The sequence below is a fragment of the Enterococcus sp. S86.2 genome (assembly GCF_059834485.2).
Window position 1 is genome coordinate 1,104,086 of record NZ_CM206813.1, and the last position, 15,497, is coordinate 1,119,582.

Annotated in this window: 16 protein-coding genes; 13 read left to right on the top strand and 3 right to left on the bottom strand. The window is 33.2% G+C overall.

Going from position 1 to position 15,497, the window contains the following annotated elements; translation table 11 throughout:
- Window positions 1–32: 32 nt before the first annotated feature.
- The 4 genes from AC6R0T_RS05025 (at window position 33) to AC6R0T_RS05040 (ending at window position 2,694) form a co-directional block, all read left to right on the top strand.
- A complete protein-coding gene (locus tag AC6R0T_RS05025; protein ID WP_206905479.1) occupies window positions 33–662 on the top strand; it encodes a response regulator transcription factor in 630 nt (209 codons plus the stop codon).
- 102 nt (window positions 663–764) lie between these two features.
- Window positions 765–1,430: a potassium channel family protein gene (locus tag AC6R0T_RS05030; RefSeq protein WP_206905481.1), complete on the top strand. Its 666-nt coding sequence runs from the start codon at window positions 765–767 to the stop codon at window positions 1,428–1,430.
- A gap of 12 nt (window positions 1,431–1,442) precedes the next feature.
- Window positions 1,443–1,736: a HesB/YadR/YfhF family protein gene (locus tag AC6R0T_RS05035; RefSeq protein ID WP_206905484.1), complete on the top strand. Its 294-nt coding sequence runs from the start codon at window positions 1,443–1,445 to the stop codon at window positions 1,734–1,736.
- Window positions 1,737–1,758: 22 nt separating this feature from the next.
- Complete coding sequence (locus AC6R0T_RS05040; protein ID WP_303754303.1) at window positions 1,759–2,694, top strand: glycosyltransferase family 2 protein; 936 nt, start codon at window positions 1,759–1,761, stop codon at window positions 2,692–2,694.
- A 92-nt stretch (window positions 2,695–2,786) separates the two neighbouring features.
- Here the strand turns inward: AC6R0T_RS05040 and AC6R0T_RS05045 are convergent, their stop codons facing one another.
- Together AC6R0T_RS05045 and AC6R0T_RS05050 are read right to left on the bottom strand one after the other, a co-directional pair.
- A complete protein-coding gene (locus AC6R0T_RS05045; RefSeq protein WP_303754302.1) occupies window positions 2,787–3,731 on the bottom strand; it encodes a phosphoglycerate dehydrogenase in 945 nt (314 codons plus the stop codon).
- Window positions 3,732–3,868: 137 nt separating this feature from the next.
- Complete coding sequence (locus AC6R0T_RS05050; RefSeq protein WP_206905496.1) at window positions 3,869–4,678, bottom strand: DUF1189 domain-containing protein; 810 nt, start codon at window positions 4,676–4,678, stop codon at window positions 3,869–3,871.
- Window positions 4,679–4,834: 156 nt separating this feature from the next.
- Here AC6R0T_RS05050 and AC6R0T_RS05055 point away from each other — a divergent pair, with 156 nt between their 5' ends.
- From AC6R0T_RS05055 to AC6R0T_RS05075, 5 genes are all read left to right on the top strand, one after another.
- Window positions 4,835–5,275, top strand: coding sequence for a GtrA family protein (locus AC6R0T_RS05055; protein ID WP_303754301.1), 441 nt, complete (start codon window positions 4,835–4,837; stop codon window positions 5,273–5,275).
- Between the two features lie 99 nt (window positions 5,276–5,374).
- Window positions 5,375–5,980 carry a superoxide dismutase gene (locus AC6R0T_RS05060; protein ID WP_303754300.1) on the top strand — a complete coding sequence of 202 codons (606 nt, stop codon included), beginning with the start codon at window positions 5,375–5,377 and terminating at the stop codon, window positions 5,978–5,980.
- A 64-nt stretch (window positions 5,981–6,044) separates the two neighbouring features.
- Window positions 6,045–6,524, top strand: a complete 480-nt coding sequence (locus AC6R0T_RS05065) for a GNAT family N-acetyltransferase (protein ID WP_303754299.1) — start codon at window positions 6,045–6,047, stop codon at window positions 6,522–6,524.
- A 64-nt stretch (window positions 6,525–6,588) separates the two neighbouring features.
- Complete coding sequence (locus tag AC6R0T_RS05070) at window positions 6,589–9,777, top strand: GW dipeptide domain-containing protein (protein ID WP_526159783.1); 3,189 nt, start codon at window positions 6,589–6,591, stop codon at window positions 9,775–9,777.
- A 233-nt stretch (window positions 9,778–10,010) separates the two neighbouring features.
- A complete protein-coding gene (locus AC6R0T_RS05075) occupies window positions 10,011–10,952 on the top strand; it encodes a glycosyltransferase family 2 protein (RefSeq protein WP_282461323.1) in 942 nt (313 codons plus the stop codon).
- 605 nt (window positions 10,953–11,557) lie between these two features.
- On the opposite strand, the gene AC6R0T_RS05080 is transcribed toward AC6R0T_RS05075, so the two are convergent.
- Window positions 11,558–12,517, bottom strand: coding sequence for an XcbB/CpsF family capsular polysaccharide biosynthesis protein (locus tag AC6R0T_RS05080; RefSeq protein ID WP_282461322.1), 960 nt, complete (start codon window positions 12,515–12,517; stop codon window positions 11,558–11,560).
- Between the two features lie 140 nt (window positions 12,518–12,657).
- Here AC6R0T_RS05080 and AC6R0T_RS05085 point away from each other — a divergent pair, with 140 nt between their 5' ends.
- The 4 genes from AC6R0T_RS05085 (at window position 12,658) to AC6R0T_RS05100 (ending at window position 15,382) form a co-directional block, all read left to right on the top strand.
- Window positions 12,658–12,858: a cold-shock protein gene (locus tag AC6R0T_RS05085; protein ID WP_206905513.1), complete on the top strand. Its 201-nt coding sequence runs from the start codon at window positions 12,658–12,660 to the stop codon at window positions 12,856–12,858.
- A 99-nt stretch (window positions 12,859–12,957) separates the two neighbouring features.
- The gene (gene tagD, locus AC6R0T_RS05090; protein WP_282461321.1) at window positions 12,958–13,356 is read left to right on the top strand and encodes a glycerol-3-phosphate cytidylyltransferase; all 399 of its coding nucleotides are present in this window, start codon (window positions 12,958–12,960) and stop codon (window positions 13,354–13,356) included.
- 128 nt (window positions 13,357–13,484) lie between these two features.
- The gene (locus AC6R0T_RS05095; protein ID WP_282461320.1) at window positions 13,485–14,549 is read left to right on the top strand and encodes an ABC transporter ATP-binding protein; all 1,065 of its coding nucleotides are present in this window, start codon (window positions 13,485–13,487) and stop codon (window positions 14,547–14,549) included.
- Between the two features lie 23 nt (window positions 14,550–14,572).
- Window positions 14,573–15,382, top strand: a complete 810-nt coding sequence (locus AC6R0T_RS05100; RefSeq protein WP_282461319.1) for an ABC transporter permease — start codon at window positions 14,573–14,575, stop codon at window positions 15,380–15,382.
- The last annotated feature ends 115 nt before the right edge of the window (window positions 15,383–15,497 follow it).

Sequence of the window (15,497 nt, forward strand, 5' to 3'; positions counted from 1 at the left end):
CGTTACGGGTTTCTTTAAAGGAGGATGTTGGTGTGATTAAAGTTTTACTTGTGGATGACCACGAGATGGTGCGTTTAGGTGTATCTTCTTATTTATCCATTCAAGATGATATAGAAGTTGTAGGTGAAGCTGAAAATGGCCAAATTGGTTATGAAAAGGCGTTATCTTTAAAACCAGATGTAATTTTGATGGATTTAGTGATGGATGTCATGGATGGTATTGCGTCAACTAAAGCTATTTTAAAAACATGGCCAGAAGCCAAAATTTTAATTGTTACCAGTTTTATTGACGATGAAAAAGTTTATCCTGCTATTGAAGCAGGTGCGTCTGGTTATTTACTGAAAACATCTACGGCCCATGAAATAGCCGATGCAATTCGAGCGACTTACCGGGGCGAACGAATTTTAGAGCCAGAAGTTACAAGCAAAATGATGAATCGTTTAACGAATAAAACGCCAATTTTACACGAAGATTTAACAAATCGGGAAAGAGAAATTTTATTATTAATTGCACAAGGAAAAAGTAATCAAGAAATTGCTGATGAATTATTCATCACCTTAAAGACTGTGAAAACACATGTCTCGAATATTTTATCAAAATTGGAAGTTGAAGACCGAACGCAAGCGGCTATTTATGCCTTTAAACATGGACTAGCCAAATAAAACAAAACCTCTTCGATAGCACAACGAAGGGGTCTTTGTTATACTAGCTACATAAGTTACGATAGCTGTTTTAAATAAAGTGTACGAATGAAGGAGAATAGAATGAAACAAAATTATGCCATTATTGGTTTAGGGCGTTTTGGAGGCAGTATTTGTCGAACTTTGATTGAATCTGGTCAAGAGGTTTTAGCGATTGATAGTAGTGAAGATCGTGTAAATGAATATATGAATATCGCAACTCATGCTGTCGTGGGAAATGCGCAAGACGAAATGACTTTACGCTCATTAGGCATTCGTAATTTTGATCATGTGATTGTCGCAATTGGAGAAGATATTCAAGCAAGCATTTTAGTTACGTTAATGGTAAAAGAAATGGGCGTGCCAAATGTTTTGGCTAAAGCGCAAAACGAATATCACGCCCGGGTATTAGAAAAAATCGGTGCCGATCGTGTTGTGCATCCAGAAAGGGATATGGGGGTAAGAATAGCCCATAATCTCGTTTCTAAAAATATTTTAGATTATGTCGAATTATCAGATGACTATTCATTGGCAGAAATACGTGTGACCAATCCCAAATTTTATGATAAGACATTGGCAAACTTGAATTTCCGCCAAAATTTTGGTTTAACGGTAGTCGGTATTCGTCGGGTTAACGGCAAAGTTGTTGTTTCTCCTACCGCCGATGAAATCGTTTTAAAAAATGATAATCTTTTGGTGATTGGTGAAACAGACGACGTGGATATTTTAGATGAAAAAATGAATGATTAGTGAGGGATATTAATGAAAATAACAATAACACCAGCAGCGGCAAAATGGTTTAAAACAGAATTAACAGTTGACGAGGGGATGGGCGTTCGTTTTTACGGTAAAGTTTACGGTAAAACGCAAGTGCACGAAGGTTTTTCAGTTGGGATGTCTGTTGATACACCAGAAAATCCAATTGCAAAAGCAACCGCTGATGGGATTTTATTTTATGCCGATGAAGCAGATGAATGGTTTTTCAAAGGCTATGATTTAACCGTCGACTTGGATGAAAAGTTAAATGAACCTAAGTATTTATTTACAGAAGACTAAACTATTATAGGAGTTTAAGCAAATGCTTTTGTCGGTTATTGTACCGTGTTTTAATGAAGAAAAAAGTTTGCCTTACTTCTTTGCTGAAATGGCAAAAATTGAAAAAGTGTTGCCATTAGATGTGGAATACATTTTAATCGATGATGGATCTACTGATAAGACTTTGAAGCTGATGAAAGAATTGTCAGTAAAGAGTGGTGGAAAGGTTCATTATTTTTCATTTTCTCGTAATTTCGGCAAGGAGGCTGCAATATATGCGGGGTTACAAAATGCCAAAGGAGACTATGTGACATTAATGGATGCTGATTTGCAAGATCCACCGCAATTATTAGTGGAGATGTATGATTTATTAGTAGCCCATGATTTAGATAGTGTCGCTACCAGAAGAAAAAACCGCGCTGGTGAACCTAAGCTTAGGAGTTTATTTGCGCGCTTATTTTATTATTTGATGAATAAAATTGGCGAGACTGAACTCGTGTCTGGTGTCCGTGATTTCCGAATTATGACAAGGCAAATGGTAGATGCTGTTTTGAAAATAACTGAATATAACCGTTTTTCTAAAGGTATTTTTAGTTGGGTTGGTTTTAAAACAGAGTACATTGCTTATGAAAATGTCGCACGTGTTGCGGGTAAAACTTCTTGGTCTTTTTGGCAACTTTTAAAATACTCGATTGATGGGATCGTGAATTTTTCTGACTTACCACTAAACATCGCTTCTTTTGTAGGTGCTTTGTCGTGTTTTGGCTCTGGTATTGCCTTGATTTTTATTGTTGTACGGGCCTTATTGTTTGGCGACCCTACCAGTGGCTGGCCTTCTATGGTTTCCATTTTTCTATTTGTGGGGGGCTTACAGTTACTTTGCTTAGGGATTATCGGGAAATATATTGGCAAAATATTTTTGGAAACAAAAAAGCGACCCCATTACTTAATAAAGGAGTCAGATAAAAATAGACCGTAAAACCTTGTTGAAAAACTGACAGTTCGTTAGCTTTTCAACAAGGTTTTTTGCTTTTTAATTGAGCACGAAGACAATACAACTATAAAAAATTTTTAGTAACCTTTTGTAAGATCAACTTGATTTTGGCTGACAGCTTGCGTTTTAACAAAGGAGTCAAGATTTTTCAAAAAGATCCTCATGAATTTTTGCTGGAAATGTGGTACCATGCCAGCAATATGGGGAGTAATCAAAATGTTATCTAGCTCCCATAGGGGACTAGTAGAAGCAAGCGGCTCTTCTTCAAAGACATCTAATGCGGCATAGGCAATTGTTTGTTCTTGTAGGGCTTTAACTAGGGCAGGTGTATCCACGCTGGCACCTCTTCCGACGTTAATAAAAGTAGCACTTGGACGGAGTAGATTAAAAAATTCTGTGTCATACAGATGATACGTTTCAGCGGTGAGGGGAAGAATGTTGACAATGAAATCAAATTGTTGAGCTATTGTTTTTAGTTCTGAAATTGCATGTGTATTCGTGAAATTTTGGGCACTGTGGCCAGAAGTATTAATTCCGGTGGGATGATTACCAAGTATATTCAAAGTTCCAGCGAGTTCTTGGCCAATTTGACCAGTACCAACAATCAAAATTTTTTGTTCTTCTAATTTGCCATAAAAAATAGTTTGTTGCCATTTTTTATGACGTTGGCCAACAGCTGCTTCATTAAAACCTCTAAGGCGCATCAAAATTGTCGTTAAAACGTGTTTACTAATCGCTTCTTTGTGAATACCTTTTGCATTCGTCAACAAAATATTTTGCTTTTTAAAATCTTGAAGTGGAAGATAATCAACTCCAGCGGAAATACTTTGTACCCACTTTAAGTTGGAATTAGGTGCTAGTAATTTATCCCATTTTTTTTGCCAACCGATGGTAATTTCCACTTGTTGCCAAGCTGCAGTTGTAGCGATTTCGGTAACAAAATCATATTCTGGCGCAATTTTTTTTATTTCATTAATCAATTCTGGTTTAAAAGGGCGACTGGATAAGATATATTTCGTCATAAAACTTCCTCCTTTTTGTACATACTTTTATTGTAGCAAAGGAAATTAAAAAAGACGCTTTTCAAGTTTTGTAGGACTCTAAAAGCTAGATTTTTAAGCTAACTTTTAGAGTCACTACATTGAAAGGCGTCTTTTATTTAATTTGATTTTTGTTCTTCTTGCGGGATTTTTTTAATGACTTGATTAAAGATAAATAAAGTTGCAATCAAAATGAACATGGTAGCATCGAAATTCATTGTCACAAAATGGATAATTGCAGTTAAGATCACAGGTAAAGTTGCAGCGAAAACTACAATTTTAAAATTCTCAAAGCTACTTAGTTTTAGCCGTCGCATTTTTGTTTGCAGTGTTGCACCAAGTGTTGCAAACAATAAGGTGACAAGTAAATTCACAACGCTAGGGTAAAGTGAAACTAAAAAAGCAATCAGATACATCCACCAAGGAATCTTAGTGTCTTGTAAATAATCTCGGATATGACTACCAGATAAAGAAGCAAGGGATGCTTCAGAATAAGGTATAACTATTTGATTGTCACCAAGTAGTGCAGAACTTGCGCCGGTACTTGGCATTGCTACAACTAAATCATCTTTTAAAAGACCGATACTAAGAAAGTTTCCCACCATATCTGTTGTAATATCTTTGGCAGTTCGTTTACCTTGCGGATCAAAGGTGAAAATAATCGAATCAGTTTGGTAGATAAATCCTTTTTCTTTTGCATCTGCTGGTTGTAACTGGTTCTTTTCAATTGTAAAATCAGGTAGCTTAGCGGCAATTTTTTGGCCATCATGTTGAATATCGTGAAAAACACTGCTAACCTTATAGGCCAGAGGTAATGTAAGAATAGCGCCTAAGATAAAAATATAGCCAATCACTTTACCAAAGGCTAATTTCTTTGCTGCAAGTAACTCCCGAAACTGGAAAAAAGAACTTTTCATTAAGTGTAACATTCAGAGCAGGACTCCTTTTTATAAGTATTCAATCCATTCTATCGAAGGTCTGGGGCTTTTACAAGGAGAATTGATTAAATATCTTTGAAATTAGTAGAAGAAAAGCTCACATTTGTGTATGATGGAAAACGAAATGAAAAGTAAAGGAGTAATTTTGTGAATTTCTATTTAAAATTTAAACATGAACTAGAAAAAAGGCATTTATGGGAAGTTTTTATCTATCTTTTTTTTGGCGGACTAACAACGTTAGTAAACATAATTATTTATTTCATATTTAGAGAGTGGATAAAGACCAATTATATAATTGCAAATATAATTGCAAATATGATTGCAATTTTATTTGCGTTTATAACTAATAAAGTTTGGGTATTTCATTCGAGAACTGAGAACATTAAAGAATTAATTGTAGAATTTAGTAAATTTGTATTTTATAGATTATTATCTTTCGGGCTAGATATGATTTCTATGATGATTTGCATTGACATGTTACAGACTGGTGATTTATTCGCAAAATTATTTACTCAAGTCTTAGTTGTCATTGCTAACTATCTTTTTAGCAAATTGTTTATTTTTAAATCAAAAGATAAAGTGGTTTAAATGTTGCTCAAATTAATTAAATTGAGGCATATTTTTTGAATAATTGACTTTTCTCTGATAGTGTTTACATTGTAAATAACATTTAGGAGGATTTCGAAAATGGCTTATACTTTACCAGAATTACCTTACGCATATGACGCATTGGAACCTTATATTGACGTGGAAACAATGCACTTGCATCATGACAAACACCACAATACTTATGTGACAAATTTAAATGCGGCTTTAGAAAAATATCCAGAATTAGCAGAAAAAAGTGTGGAAGAATTGATTGCTTATATGGATGAAATTCCGGCTGATATTCGTACCGCAGTTCAAAATAATGGCGGTGGACATGCCAATCATACTTTCTTTTGGGAAATTATGGCACCGAATGCTGGCGGGGCGCCAACGGGTTCTTTAAAGGATGCCATTGATGAAACTTTTGGCTCTTTTGAAGATTTTAAAAATGAATTTAAAACAGCCGCTACAGGACGTTTTGGTTCTGGTTGGGCTTGGTTAGTAGTAGATAATGGTAAATTGGCGATTATATCAACAGCCAATCAAGACTCTCCCTTAATGGAAGGTAAAACACCAATTATCGGTTTAGATGTATGGGAACATGCTTATTATTTAAAATATAAAAATGTACGACCAGATTACATTGCAGCTTTCTGGGAAGTTGTAAACTGGGACAAAGCAAACGAACACTTTGAAAAAGCATAGTAAGTAGTCTAAAATGTGATGAAGGGAAACTTTCGTCACATTTTTTTATTTTGGGGGCGTTGAAGTGGAGAAAAAGAAGGTTGAAACACAAAATGATATTCAGGCTTTATATCCTGTCGTGGTCGAAATTTGGCAAGAATGGTTTACGCCGATAATTGGCGCAAAACAAGTTGATTTTATGTTGCATAACTATCAATCAGAAAAAAATATTGCGGATGAAATTAAAAGCGGTGTGCACTATTTTGCATTAATACAGGAAAATGAAATAATTGGCTACACTGCATATGAAATAAAAAGTGAAGTTATTTATATCAGCAAACTTTACATCAAAAAGCAATTTCGCGGGCAAGGGTTAATGCGTCATATCTTTGATTGGTATGATAGCCTAAGTAAGGCACTAAACTTGAGGCAACAATTGCGGGTAAATCGGGATAACGCACAGTCTGTGGCAATCTATAAGCATCGCGGCTTTAATATTGTTGGCACCAAAGACGATGAAATTGGTCAAGGCTTTATTATGAATGATTATATTTTGGAAAAATAAATCATTTTTTTGTGGCTTACTCATGATAAAATGAAGTATCAATTATGAAGTTTGGAGAATAAAAATGAAAAAAAATTTTTTTAGTTTATTGTTTTTTTGCAGTGTATTTATTTTTTTTGTAACGGGTAAGCATGTCTATGCAGAGAATTTTGGATTGGGAATTGAAAGTGATCCAATTCAACAACGGCTTGATAAATCAAACAAGGAAATGAACCAGCAATCAATAGCATTGCCGAAATTACTTAATACACAAGCCACATACTATTGGGCAACAGACAATTCTTTACCTAATAAAGATTTTATTGATGTGTCATCATGGAATGAATATATTTCAGTAGCGCAGTATCAACAGATGAAAAGGTATGGCTTACGTGGCGTGGTAGTAAAATTAAGCGAAGGGACTTATTATCAAAATAAAACTTATATGTTTTCACAAATAAACAATGCAAAGGCTGCAGGTTTAACTGTTTCTGTTTATCATTATAGTAAGTTTAAAAATAGTAAGGAAGCTGTTTCCGAAGCAAATTTTTTTGCAAATATTGCAGATTCTTTAGAGCTTTCAAAGAATACTGTCATGGTCAATGACATTGAAGATTATACTGTTTTAGGAACAGCGATTACTAATAATTCGCAAACTTTTGCAAAGCAATTGAATTCAAGAGGATACAAAAACGTCATTCATTACACTTCTGCAAGTTGGGTGTGGGGTGCATCTCCACTACTCGATCCTAAAAAAATTGGTAACAATAATTTATGGATTGCACAATATCCAGTAAACCCTAATAAAAATAATTTGTTAAATTCTGCTTATTCGGCTTGGCAATGGGCTTCTACCTTAAAATATCCCAATATAAATACAGGAATAGGAACTTTTGATATAAATATTGACTATAGAGGGCGGTTTACTGGAAAAATATATGATTCTATTAATAAATCATATACAACTGATTTTCCTGTTCAGGTTAAGGGAAAAAATTTATCTTCCAAGCATGGTGTATGGTCGGATGTTTATAATACCAGAGAAGGAATAATAAATTATGGCAATGCTGGACAATATGCGGACAAAATAGGGTTTGTAACTGAAGTAGCAAGTACCAATCGTTCAACATACTGGAAAATAAATTTTAATCAGAAAGATGTATGGATTGATAAAGACGCATTTATTTTGAATCTTGATAGAGTAGTCAGTGATAGCCAGATTGATTATCACTTATGTATTAAAGATAAGTCTATATCGAATCAGTTTACTCTTTGGTCTGAACCATATCGAACTTCTTCTTCGAGTGAATACTTGGGTGAGGCTGGAAATTACGAAAATATAAAATTTAGATCTACCAATGTGGTTAAAACTAATAGTGGCGGAACTTTTTATAAAATTCATTTAAATGGTAATAAGGTTGCCTGGTTAGATTCGAAAGCATTTTATGAGCCAATTATAGCGAATGATAGTACAAGCTATCGGGCTGAGATTCGAAATGATGCAAACAAACAAGGGGTTTGGAGTGCACCATATAATACTGAAAATAATATTAAGTACTATGGTAATGGCGGACAATACGTTGGGCAAACAGTAAGTATTACAAAAGTAGCGAAAACCCCACGCTCAACTTATTTACAATTCACTTTAAATGGTAAGACAATGTGGATGGATAAGGCTGGATTTAACGAGCAACTGTATCCAATTATCGAAAATGAGAATATGCAAGTAACTGGGACGATAAAAACAGATACTGTAGCGAAATCTCAAGGAATATGGCAGGCACCGTGGAATACACAAATAACAAATCAATATTATGGAAATGCAAGTGGGTACGCAGGTAAAACAGTTCAGATAACAAAGCGAGTGAAGTTATCAACGGGAACAGTTTATTATCAATTTAGTCAGGCTGGTAAAAATATTGGTTGGTTAGATTCGAAAGCATTTTATGAGCCAATTATAGCGAATGATAGTACAAGCTATCGGGCTGAGATTCGAAATGATGCAAACAAACAAGGGGTTTGGAGTGCACCATATAATACTGAAAATAATATTAAGTACTATGGTAATGGCGGACAATACGTTGGGCAAACAGTAAGTATTACAAAAGTAGCGAAAACCCCACGCTCAACTTATTTACAATTCACTTTAAATGGTAAGACAATGTGGATGGATAAGGCTGGATTTAACGAGCAACTGTATCCAATTATCGAAAATGAGAATATGCAAGTAACTGGGACGATAAAAACAGATACTGTAGCGAAATCTCAAGGAATATGGCAGGCACCGTGGAATACACAAATAACAAATCAATATTATGGAAATGCAAGTGGGTACGCAGGTAAAACAGTTCAGATAACAAAGCGAGTGAAGTTATCAACGGGAACAGTTTATTATCAATTTAGTCAGGCTGGTAAAAATATTGGTTGGTTAGATTCGAAAGCATTTTATGAGCCAATTATAGCGAATGATAGTACAAGCTATCGGGCTGAGATTCGAAATGATGCAAACAAACAAGGGGTTTGGAGTGCACCATATAATACTGAAAATAATATTAAGTACTATGGTAATGGCGGACAATACGTTGGGCAAACAGTAAGTATTACAAAAGTAGCGAAAACCCCACGCTCAACTTATTTACAATTCACTTTAAATGGTAAGACAATGTGGATGGATAAGGCTGGATTTAACGAGCAACTGTATCCAATTATCGAAAATGAGAATATGCAAGTAACTGGGACGATAAAAACAGATACTGTAGCGAAATCTCAAGGAATATGGCAGGCACCGTGGAATACACAAATAACAAATCAATATTATGGAAATGCAAGTGGGTACGCAGGTAAAACAGTTCAGATAACAAAGCGAGTGAAGTTATCAACGGGAACAGTTTATTATCAATTTAGTCAGGCTGGTAAAAATATTGGTTGGTTAGATTCGAAAGCATTTTATGAATTGGTCTTAAAAGAGGAAAATTATCAGAAAAAGTTTGTAATTAATAGTACTGCAATAAAAACAGATGTGTGGTCAGCACCTTATAATATTCATTCTGGGATAAGAAAAATTGGTACTGGAGAACAGTTTGTTAATCAAGAAGTTCTTGTGCTAAAAAAAGTGATAACAACAAAAGCTGTCTATCTACAATTTAAATATGGAGAAAACAACTACTGGATGGACGAAAATGCTTTTGTAGATATAGTGAGCAAAAAAAATGAAGAAATACCAAATTCTACAAAAACTACTCCTGATAGTATGGAGTCTAATATTATTGATTAATAAATGAGATCACTCTAACCTAGATATTTTTATACATTTGGGAAATATCTGTCAGTATCTTTTCTATTTTATTGATAGATATTTTCTTTTTGATCTTTCTATTTTTTAGTATAATTATGTATTATGATAAAAAATACTGGCTAGTAAAGTTTTAAAAATCAAAAAAAACTTGTGTATCTTCCGTTCTCGGTATATCTTAGAATAGATACTGATAAAAAAGAGGGAAATTATTAATGAAGCAGAAAATTTCAATTGTTGTACCTTGTTATAACGAAGAAGAAGTTCTACCTATTTCTAGTAAAGCATTGTTGACCTTACTAGAAGATATGGTTGAGGAAGGGCTAATTAGTGATGAAAGTAATATTACTTTCGTAGATGATGGAAGCAAAGATAAAACATGGGCTATTATCAATAAATTATCAGAAAGTAATCCACATTTTAAAGGAATCAAATTTAGCCGTAATTTTGGTCATCAAAATGCACTTTTAGCTGGAATGACGGTTATGAATGAGAAATCTGATGCAATTGTAACGATTGATGCTGATTTACAAGATGATGTTAATGCAATTCGAGAAATGGTATCAGCTTTTTTATCTGGATACGATGTTGTTTATGGTGTTCGTAATAATAGAGATAGCGATACTCCTTTTAAAAGAAAGACAGCAAACTTATTCTATTCTTTAATGAATAAGTTAGGTGTAAATACGATACCAAACCATGCTGATTTCAGATTAATGAGTAAACGTGCTACAAAGGTCTTACTAGAATTTAAAGAAGAAAATCTATTTTTGAGAGGAATGGTACCTCTTGTTGGGTTTAGCAGTACAAAAGTATATTATTCTCGTAAAGAGCGAGCTGCAGGAGAATCTAAGTATCCACTGAAAAAAATGGTTAACTTTGCTTTAGAAGGAATTACGTCATTTTCAATTGTTCCTATACGGTTTTTACGTAATTTGGGGATTGGAGTTTTCTTTGTAGGAATTATTTATATGTTGTATATTTTCATACAACACCTTATTGGAGATGTTGTCTCTGGGTGGTCATCGATTATTATTAGTATTTGGCTATTGGGTGGATTACAGTTAATTGGTATGTCAATTGTGGGAGAGTATATTGGCAAAATATATTTTGAAGTGAAACGGCGTCCAAGATTCATTATAGAAGAAACTATATAGTATATAGAGTTTAATAATGAAAATTTTTTACTATATTTAATTACTATGATAGTTATTTATCTGAATAATAAAGTGTTACAAGTATAACATAAGTGAAAATAAAAAAATCAGCTATATCAGTTATTAAACTGAGATTTTTTCTTATCAAGAATCAGTATAAAAATTTGATTATTGTGTAATAAACAGTTATTTACTAATATTTTTTTGAAAGCATTGTATTTTGTAGAGATTATTTTTAAAATATTAGACTGACTTGTTTAGTTGCACATAAAAAATATTCAAGTATATTGTTTGAATAGACTTTCAATCATATTTATCAGTTTTGATTTTCTACAATACTAATAGGACACAAAAAGAAAAACTCCTTTGATTTCATTTTACAGAATTCAAAGGGGTTCTTTTTATATTTAATTTGTTTTGTGGATATTTTCCATTTTATAGGCTAAAACATTTTTTTCCTAATTTGTTAAGTTAATTCCCAAATTATTTTTATATAAAAAATGTTGAAAGAACTTAACAACATCTCCTGGTATAAAAATAATTGTGTTGTATAGGTACTGAAAAATGTATTTATTCTCTAATAATCAAAGCTTAGAAAGTAAATACTATTCTTCCATAAAAAGCTTGTTAATATAATAAATCTGTTCAACTGTTGAGTTTGCTGAAATATCAGGATGAGTGTGTATATGGTTGTCTCTAATGTCCAGTATTGTGATACGATCTTTTTTAAAACTTTGAAATTGTTTAAATGTAAAGGGAACTTGGGCCGAACCTATGATATATTTTGGCTCTTGGTTGATATTTAAAGTGTTAATATCCTTTTCTATCGATAAAGGCCGCACATCTTTTAAGTACATTAAATCATTTTTATTATTATGTTCTTCCAATGTAATAATCGGATCTACAATGCACGCTTTATAGTTACCTAAAAAGCTATGATAGGTTGCACCAGTACCACCTTTAGAGCCTCCGTAAAAAACTACATTCTTTTTGTCAATTTCATATTGTCCCATTATAAAATTAATTGCCCCTTGTACATCTTCTTCAAATTCTGGATAATTTGGTGTGTTAAGATACATACTACCGGTATTCATATTCACATCCATAATTCGCATAATAAGAGTGTTTTTTATGATATGCTTTTGAATGGACGGATAGTTTTGTGTGAAGCATCTATTGGCTATGTTAGGAGACATATAATTATTTCCGTCTGGCATAGATGAAAACATTACTAATAAGTGTAATGGTGCCAAAGTATTAACTTTGTTGTCAGGTACTTTCTGAATTGTATAAAATAACTCTCCGTATTTTATCAAATCAGTCCGTTTCCAGATAGTTTGAATAAGCTTTCGTTTTATAAAGAATGATTGTTTATTTGCATAATAATAGAACATGTAGTCATTTTCCATCAATTTGCGATAAAATGCGTGGGCAGATGAGTCGATTCTTGAAAACTGGATAATATTTTTGTCATTAGGCATTCGAATGATAATTTTATCAATAGTAAAATCAATATCAGTATCACCATATGAATATGTTTCATAGGAAAGATTAATATTTTCCACAAAGTCATCTCCTTTTTTTATTAATTATATCAATTTATCTAACATTTACAATAAAATAAAGTTTGCTACCGCTTTCAAATTTCGTTATAATTAAGTGACGGAATATCCGTTAATTATAATTTTTGGAGGCTACACGAAACATGGAACAAGGAAAAGTGAAATGGTTTAACAACGAAAAAGGGTTTGGCTTTATTACAACTGAAGGTGGCGATGATGTATTCGTACACTTTTCAGCAATTCAAGGGGATGGCTTTAAAGCATTAGAAGAAGGCCAAGATGTTGAATTTACCATCGTTGAAGGCGCTCGTGGCCCACAAGCTGCGGAAGTAACTAAATTATAATTTAGTTTTTAACCGGATTTTGATCCGGTTTTTTATTTGGTTGCCTTTTTAAAGCTTTTTTGCTATCTTCGTTATAAGAAAAAGAAACGAGGGAAAGACATGAAACGTGTTATTACTTATGGAACTTTTGACTTATTACATTATGGGCATATTAATTTATTGCGCCGTGCGAAAGAGCAAGGGGACTATTTAGTAGTTGCTTTGTCAACAGACGAATTTAACTGGGATGAAAAGCAAAAAAAATGTTATTTCAGTTATGAAAAACGCAAACAATTACTAGAAGCAATTCGTTATGTGGACTTGGTTATCCCAGAAGAAGGTTGGAATCAAAAATCAAGTGATATCAAATTGTATCACATTGATAAATTTGTGATGGGAGACGATTGGGCTGGTAAATTTGATTTTCTACAAGAAGAAACAGATGCAGAAGTTATTTACTTACCACGTACGCCAGAAGTTTCTACGACACAGATAAAAAATGATTTAAAACTAAAATAAACAAAAAAGTCGAGATTCTTCTCGACTTTTTCATATTTTTGTTCTATTTTATTAGAGGCAGTTTTGCCCAACAACTAAAATATGGTATGATGTAGCGTGAACTATTTCAAGTCAATATCTGGTAAAGGATGAAGATTTTGGAAAATAATATTAAAGTAAGAAGCACTCTTGTCACCAAAGAGTACGATTTGTACAAAAAGAAATCCGATAAAGTAAAAGCGTTGTTCAAATTTTATCACCGAAATGTCCCACGGTTTTGGGCACTAAAAGGCGTCAGTTTTGAAGTGAAAGCCGGCGAATCAGTAGGGATAATCGGGATAAATGGTTCAGGTAAGTCAACTTTATCCAATATCATTAGTGGAATTATTCCACCAACATCAGGCACAATGGAGGTAAATGGTGATACTTCTATTATAGCTATTGGTGCCGGTTTAAAGCCACAATTAACTGGTATTGAAAATATTCGATTAAAAGCATTAATGACCGGAATGACTAATAAAGAAATCGATGCAAAGATGGAGAAAATTGTTACTTTTGCCGACTTAGGTGATTTTGTAAATCAACCGGTAAAAAGTTATTCTAGCGGGATGAAATCCCGGTTAGGTTTTGCAATTGCCGTTCATAATGATCCTGATATTCTTATTATTGATGAGGCTCTATCCGTGGGGGATGAAACTTTTTATCAAAAATGTGTCGATAAAATTATGGAATTTAAAGAACAAGGGAAGACTATCTTCTTTGTTAGTCACTCACTTTCTCAAGTGGAAAAACTTTGTGATAAGACAATTTGGATGCATTATGGAACTTTAAGAATGTTTGATACTACTGAAAAAGTCATGAAAGAATACCAAGCATTTATTGATTGGTTTAAGAAACAACCGAAAGAAGATCAAAAAAGTTATCAAGATAAATGTAAAGAAGATCAAAAAAGCTTTAGTCTTGAAAAGTTAAATAAATTGCTACCAAAAGATACAGAATTGAACAAGCAGCATCTAGATAAAAATCAGTTGGAAAAAAATCTGAAAAGAATTCCTTTAGGAGATCGGATGACTATCCCAACCAAAATGATTTTGATTAGTAGTTTTATTTTGCTTATGTTTTTATCTTTGGTGTCATTTAGCGGACATTCTGTCACGTGGGCAGTGCGGCACCCATTAGAAATTTTAGCGCGCTATTTCCATTTTTTAAAATAAGTGACTGGTAAAGGAAGATTCAAGTGAAAGAGATATTTGAAGTAATAAAAGAGCAATTTCGCCATTTAGGCATGATTATTAGAATGTCACGTTATGAAGATAAAGCTACATATCAAAGTCATTATCTGGGACTTGCGTGGCAAATCTTAAATCCTGCTATTCAGGTGGCAATCTATTATTTAATTTTTGGTGTTGGGATTAGCGCCAATCGGAAAATCGATGGTGTTCCTTTTTTTGGTTGGATGTTAATAGGTATCACAGCATGGTTTTACATGAATTCGGGTGTTTTAGGAGCGTCAAACTCTATCCATCGACAAGTGGGTATGGTCGCCAAAATGAAGTTTCCTGTAAGTATTTTACCAACGGTTAATATTGTTAGTAATCTGTCTTCTTATTTCCCAATGCTAGCGATTGTAGTTGGAACAATGTTTATTTTTAAAGTTCCGGTGACAATATATTGGTTGCAATATTTTTATTATTTTATTTGTATGATTATCTTTTTGTTTGCTTTTGGCTTGTTAAATGCAACGATAACAGTTTTGATAAGGGATTATCATATTTTTCTTCAATCTGTGTTACGTTTACTCTTTTACGTGTCTGGTCCAATTTGGGATATAAATAATAAAAATTTGCCTATACCATTAGTCAAACTTTTAAAACTTAATCCTTTTTATTATATTATTGAAGGATTTCGGGATTCCTTCTTGAGTAGATCTTGGTTTTGGGAGAAAACGACTTATGGCTTAATTTTTTGGCTTATAACTTTAATTTTATTAATCCTTGGCAGTCATCTGCATATGAAATTCAGAGCACGTTTTGTCGATTATATTTAGTACAAGGAGCGATCATTTTTGGTCGCTTCTTTTCATTTGTGTTGCAAAAATATTAAGTTTGAGTAATAAACGTAAACTTAGATTGCTGAAATAAAAGAAGTGTGGCAAAATTTAT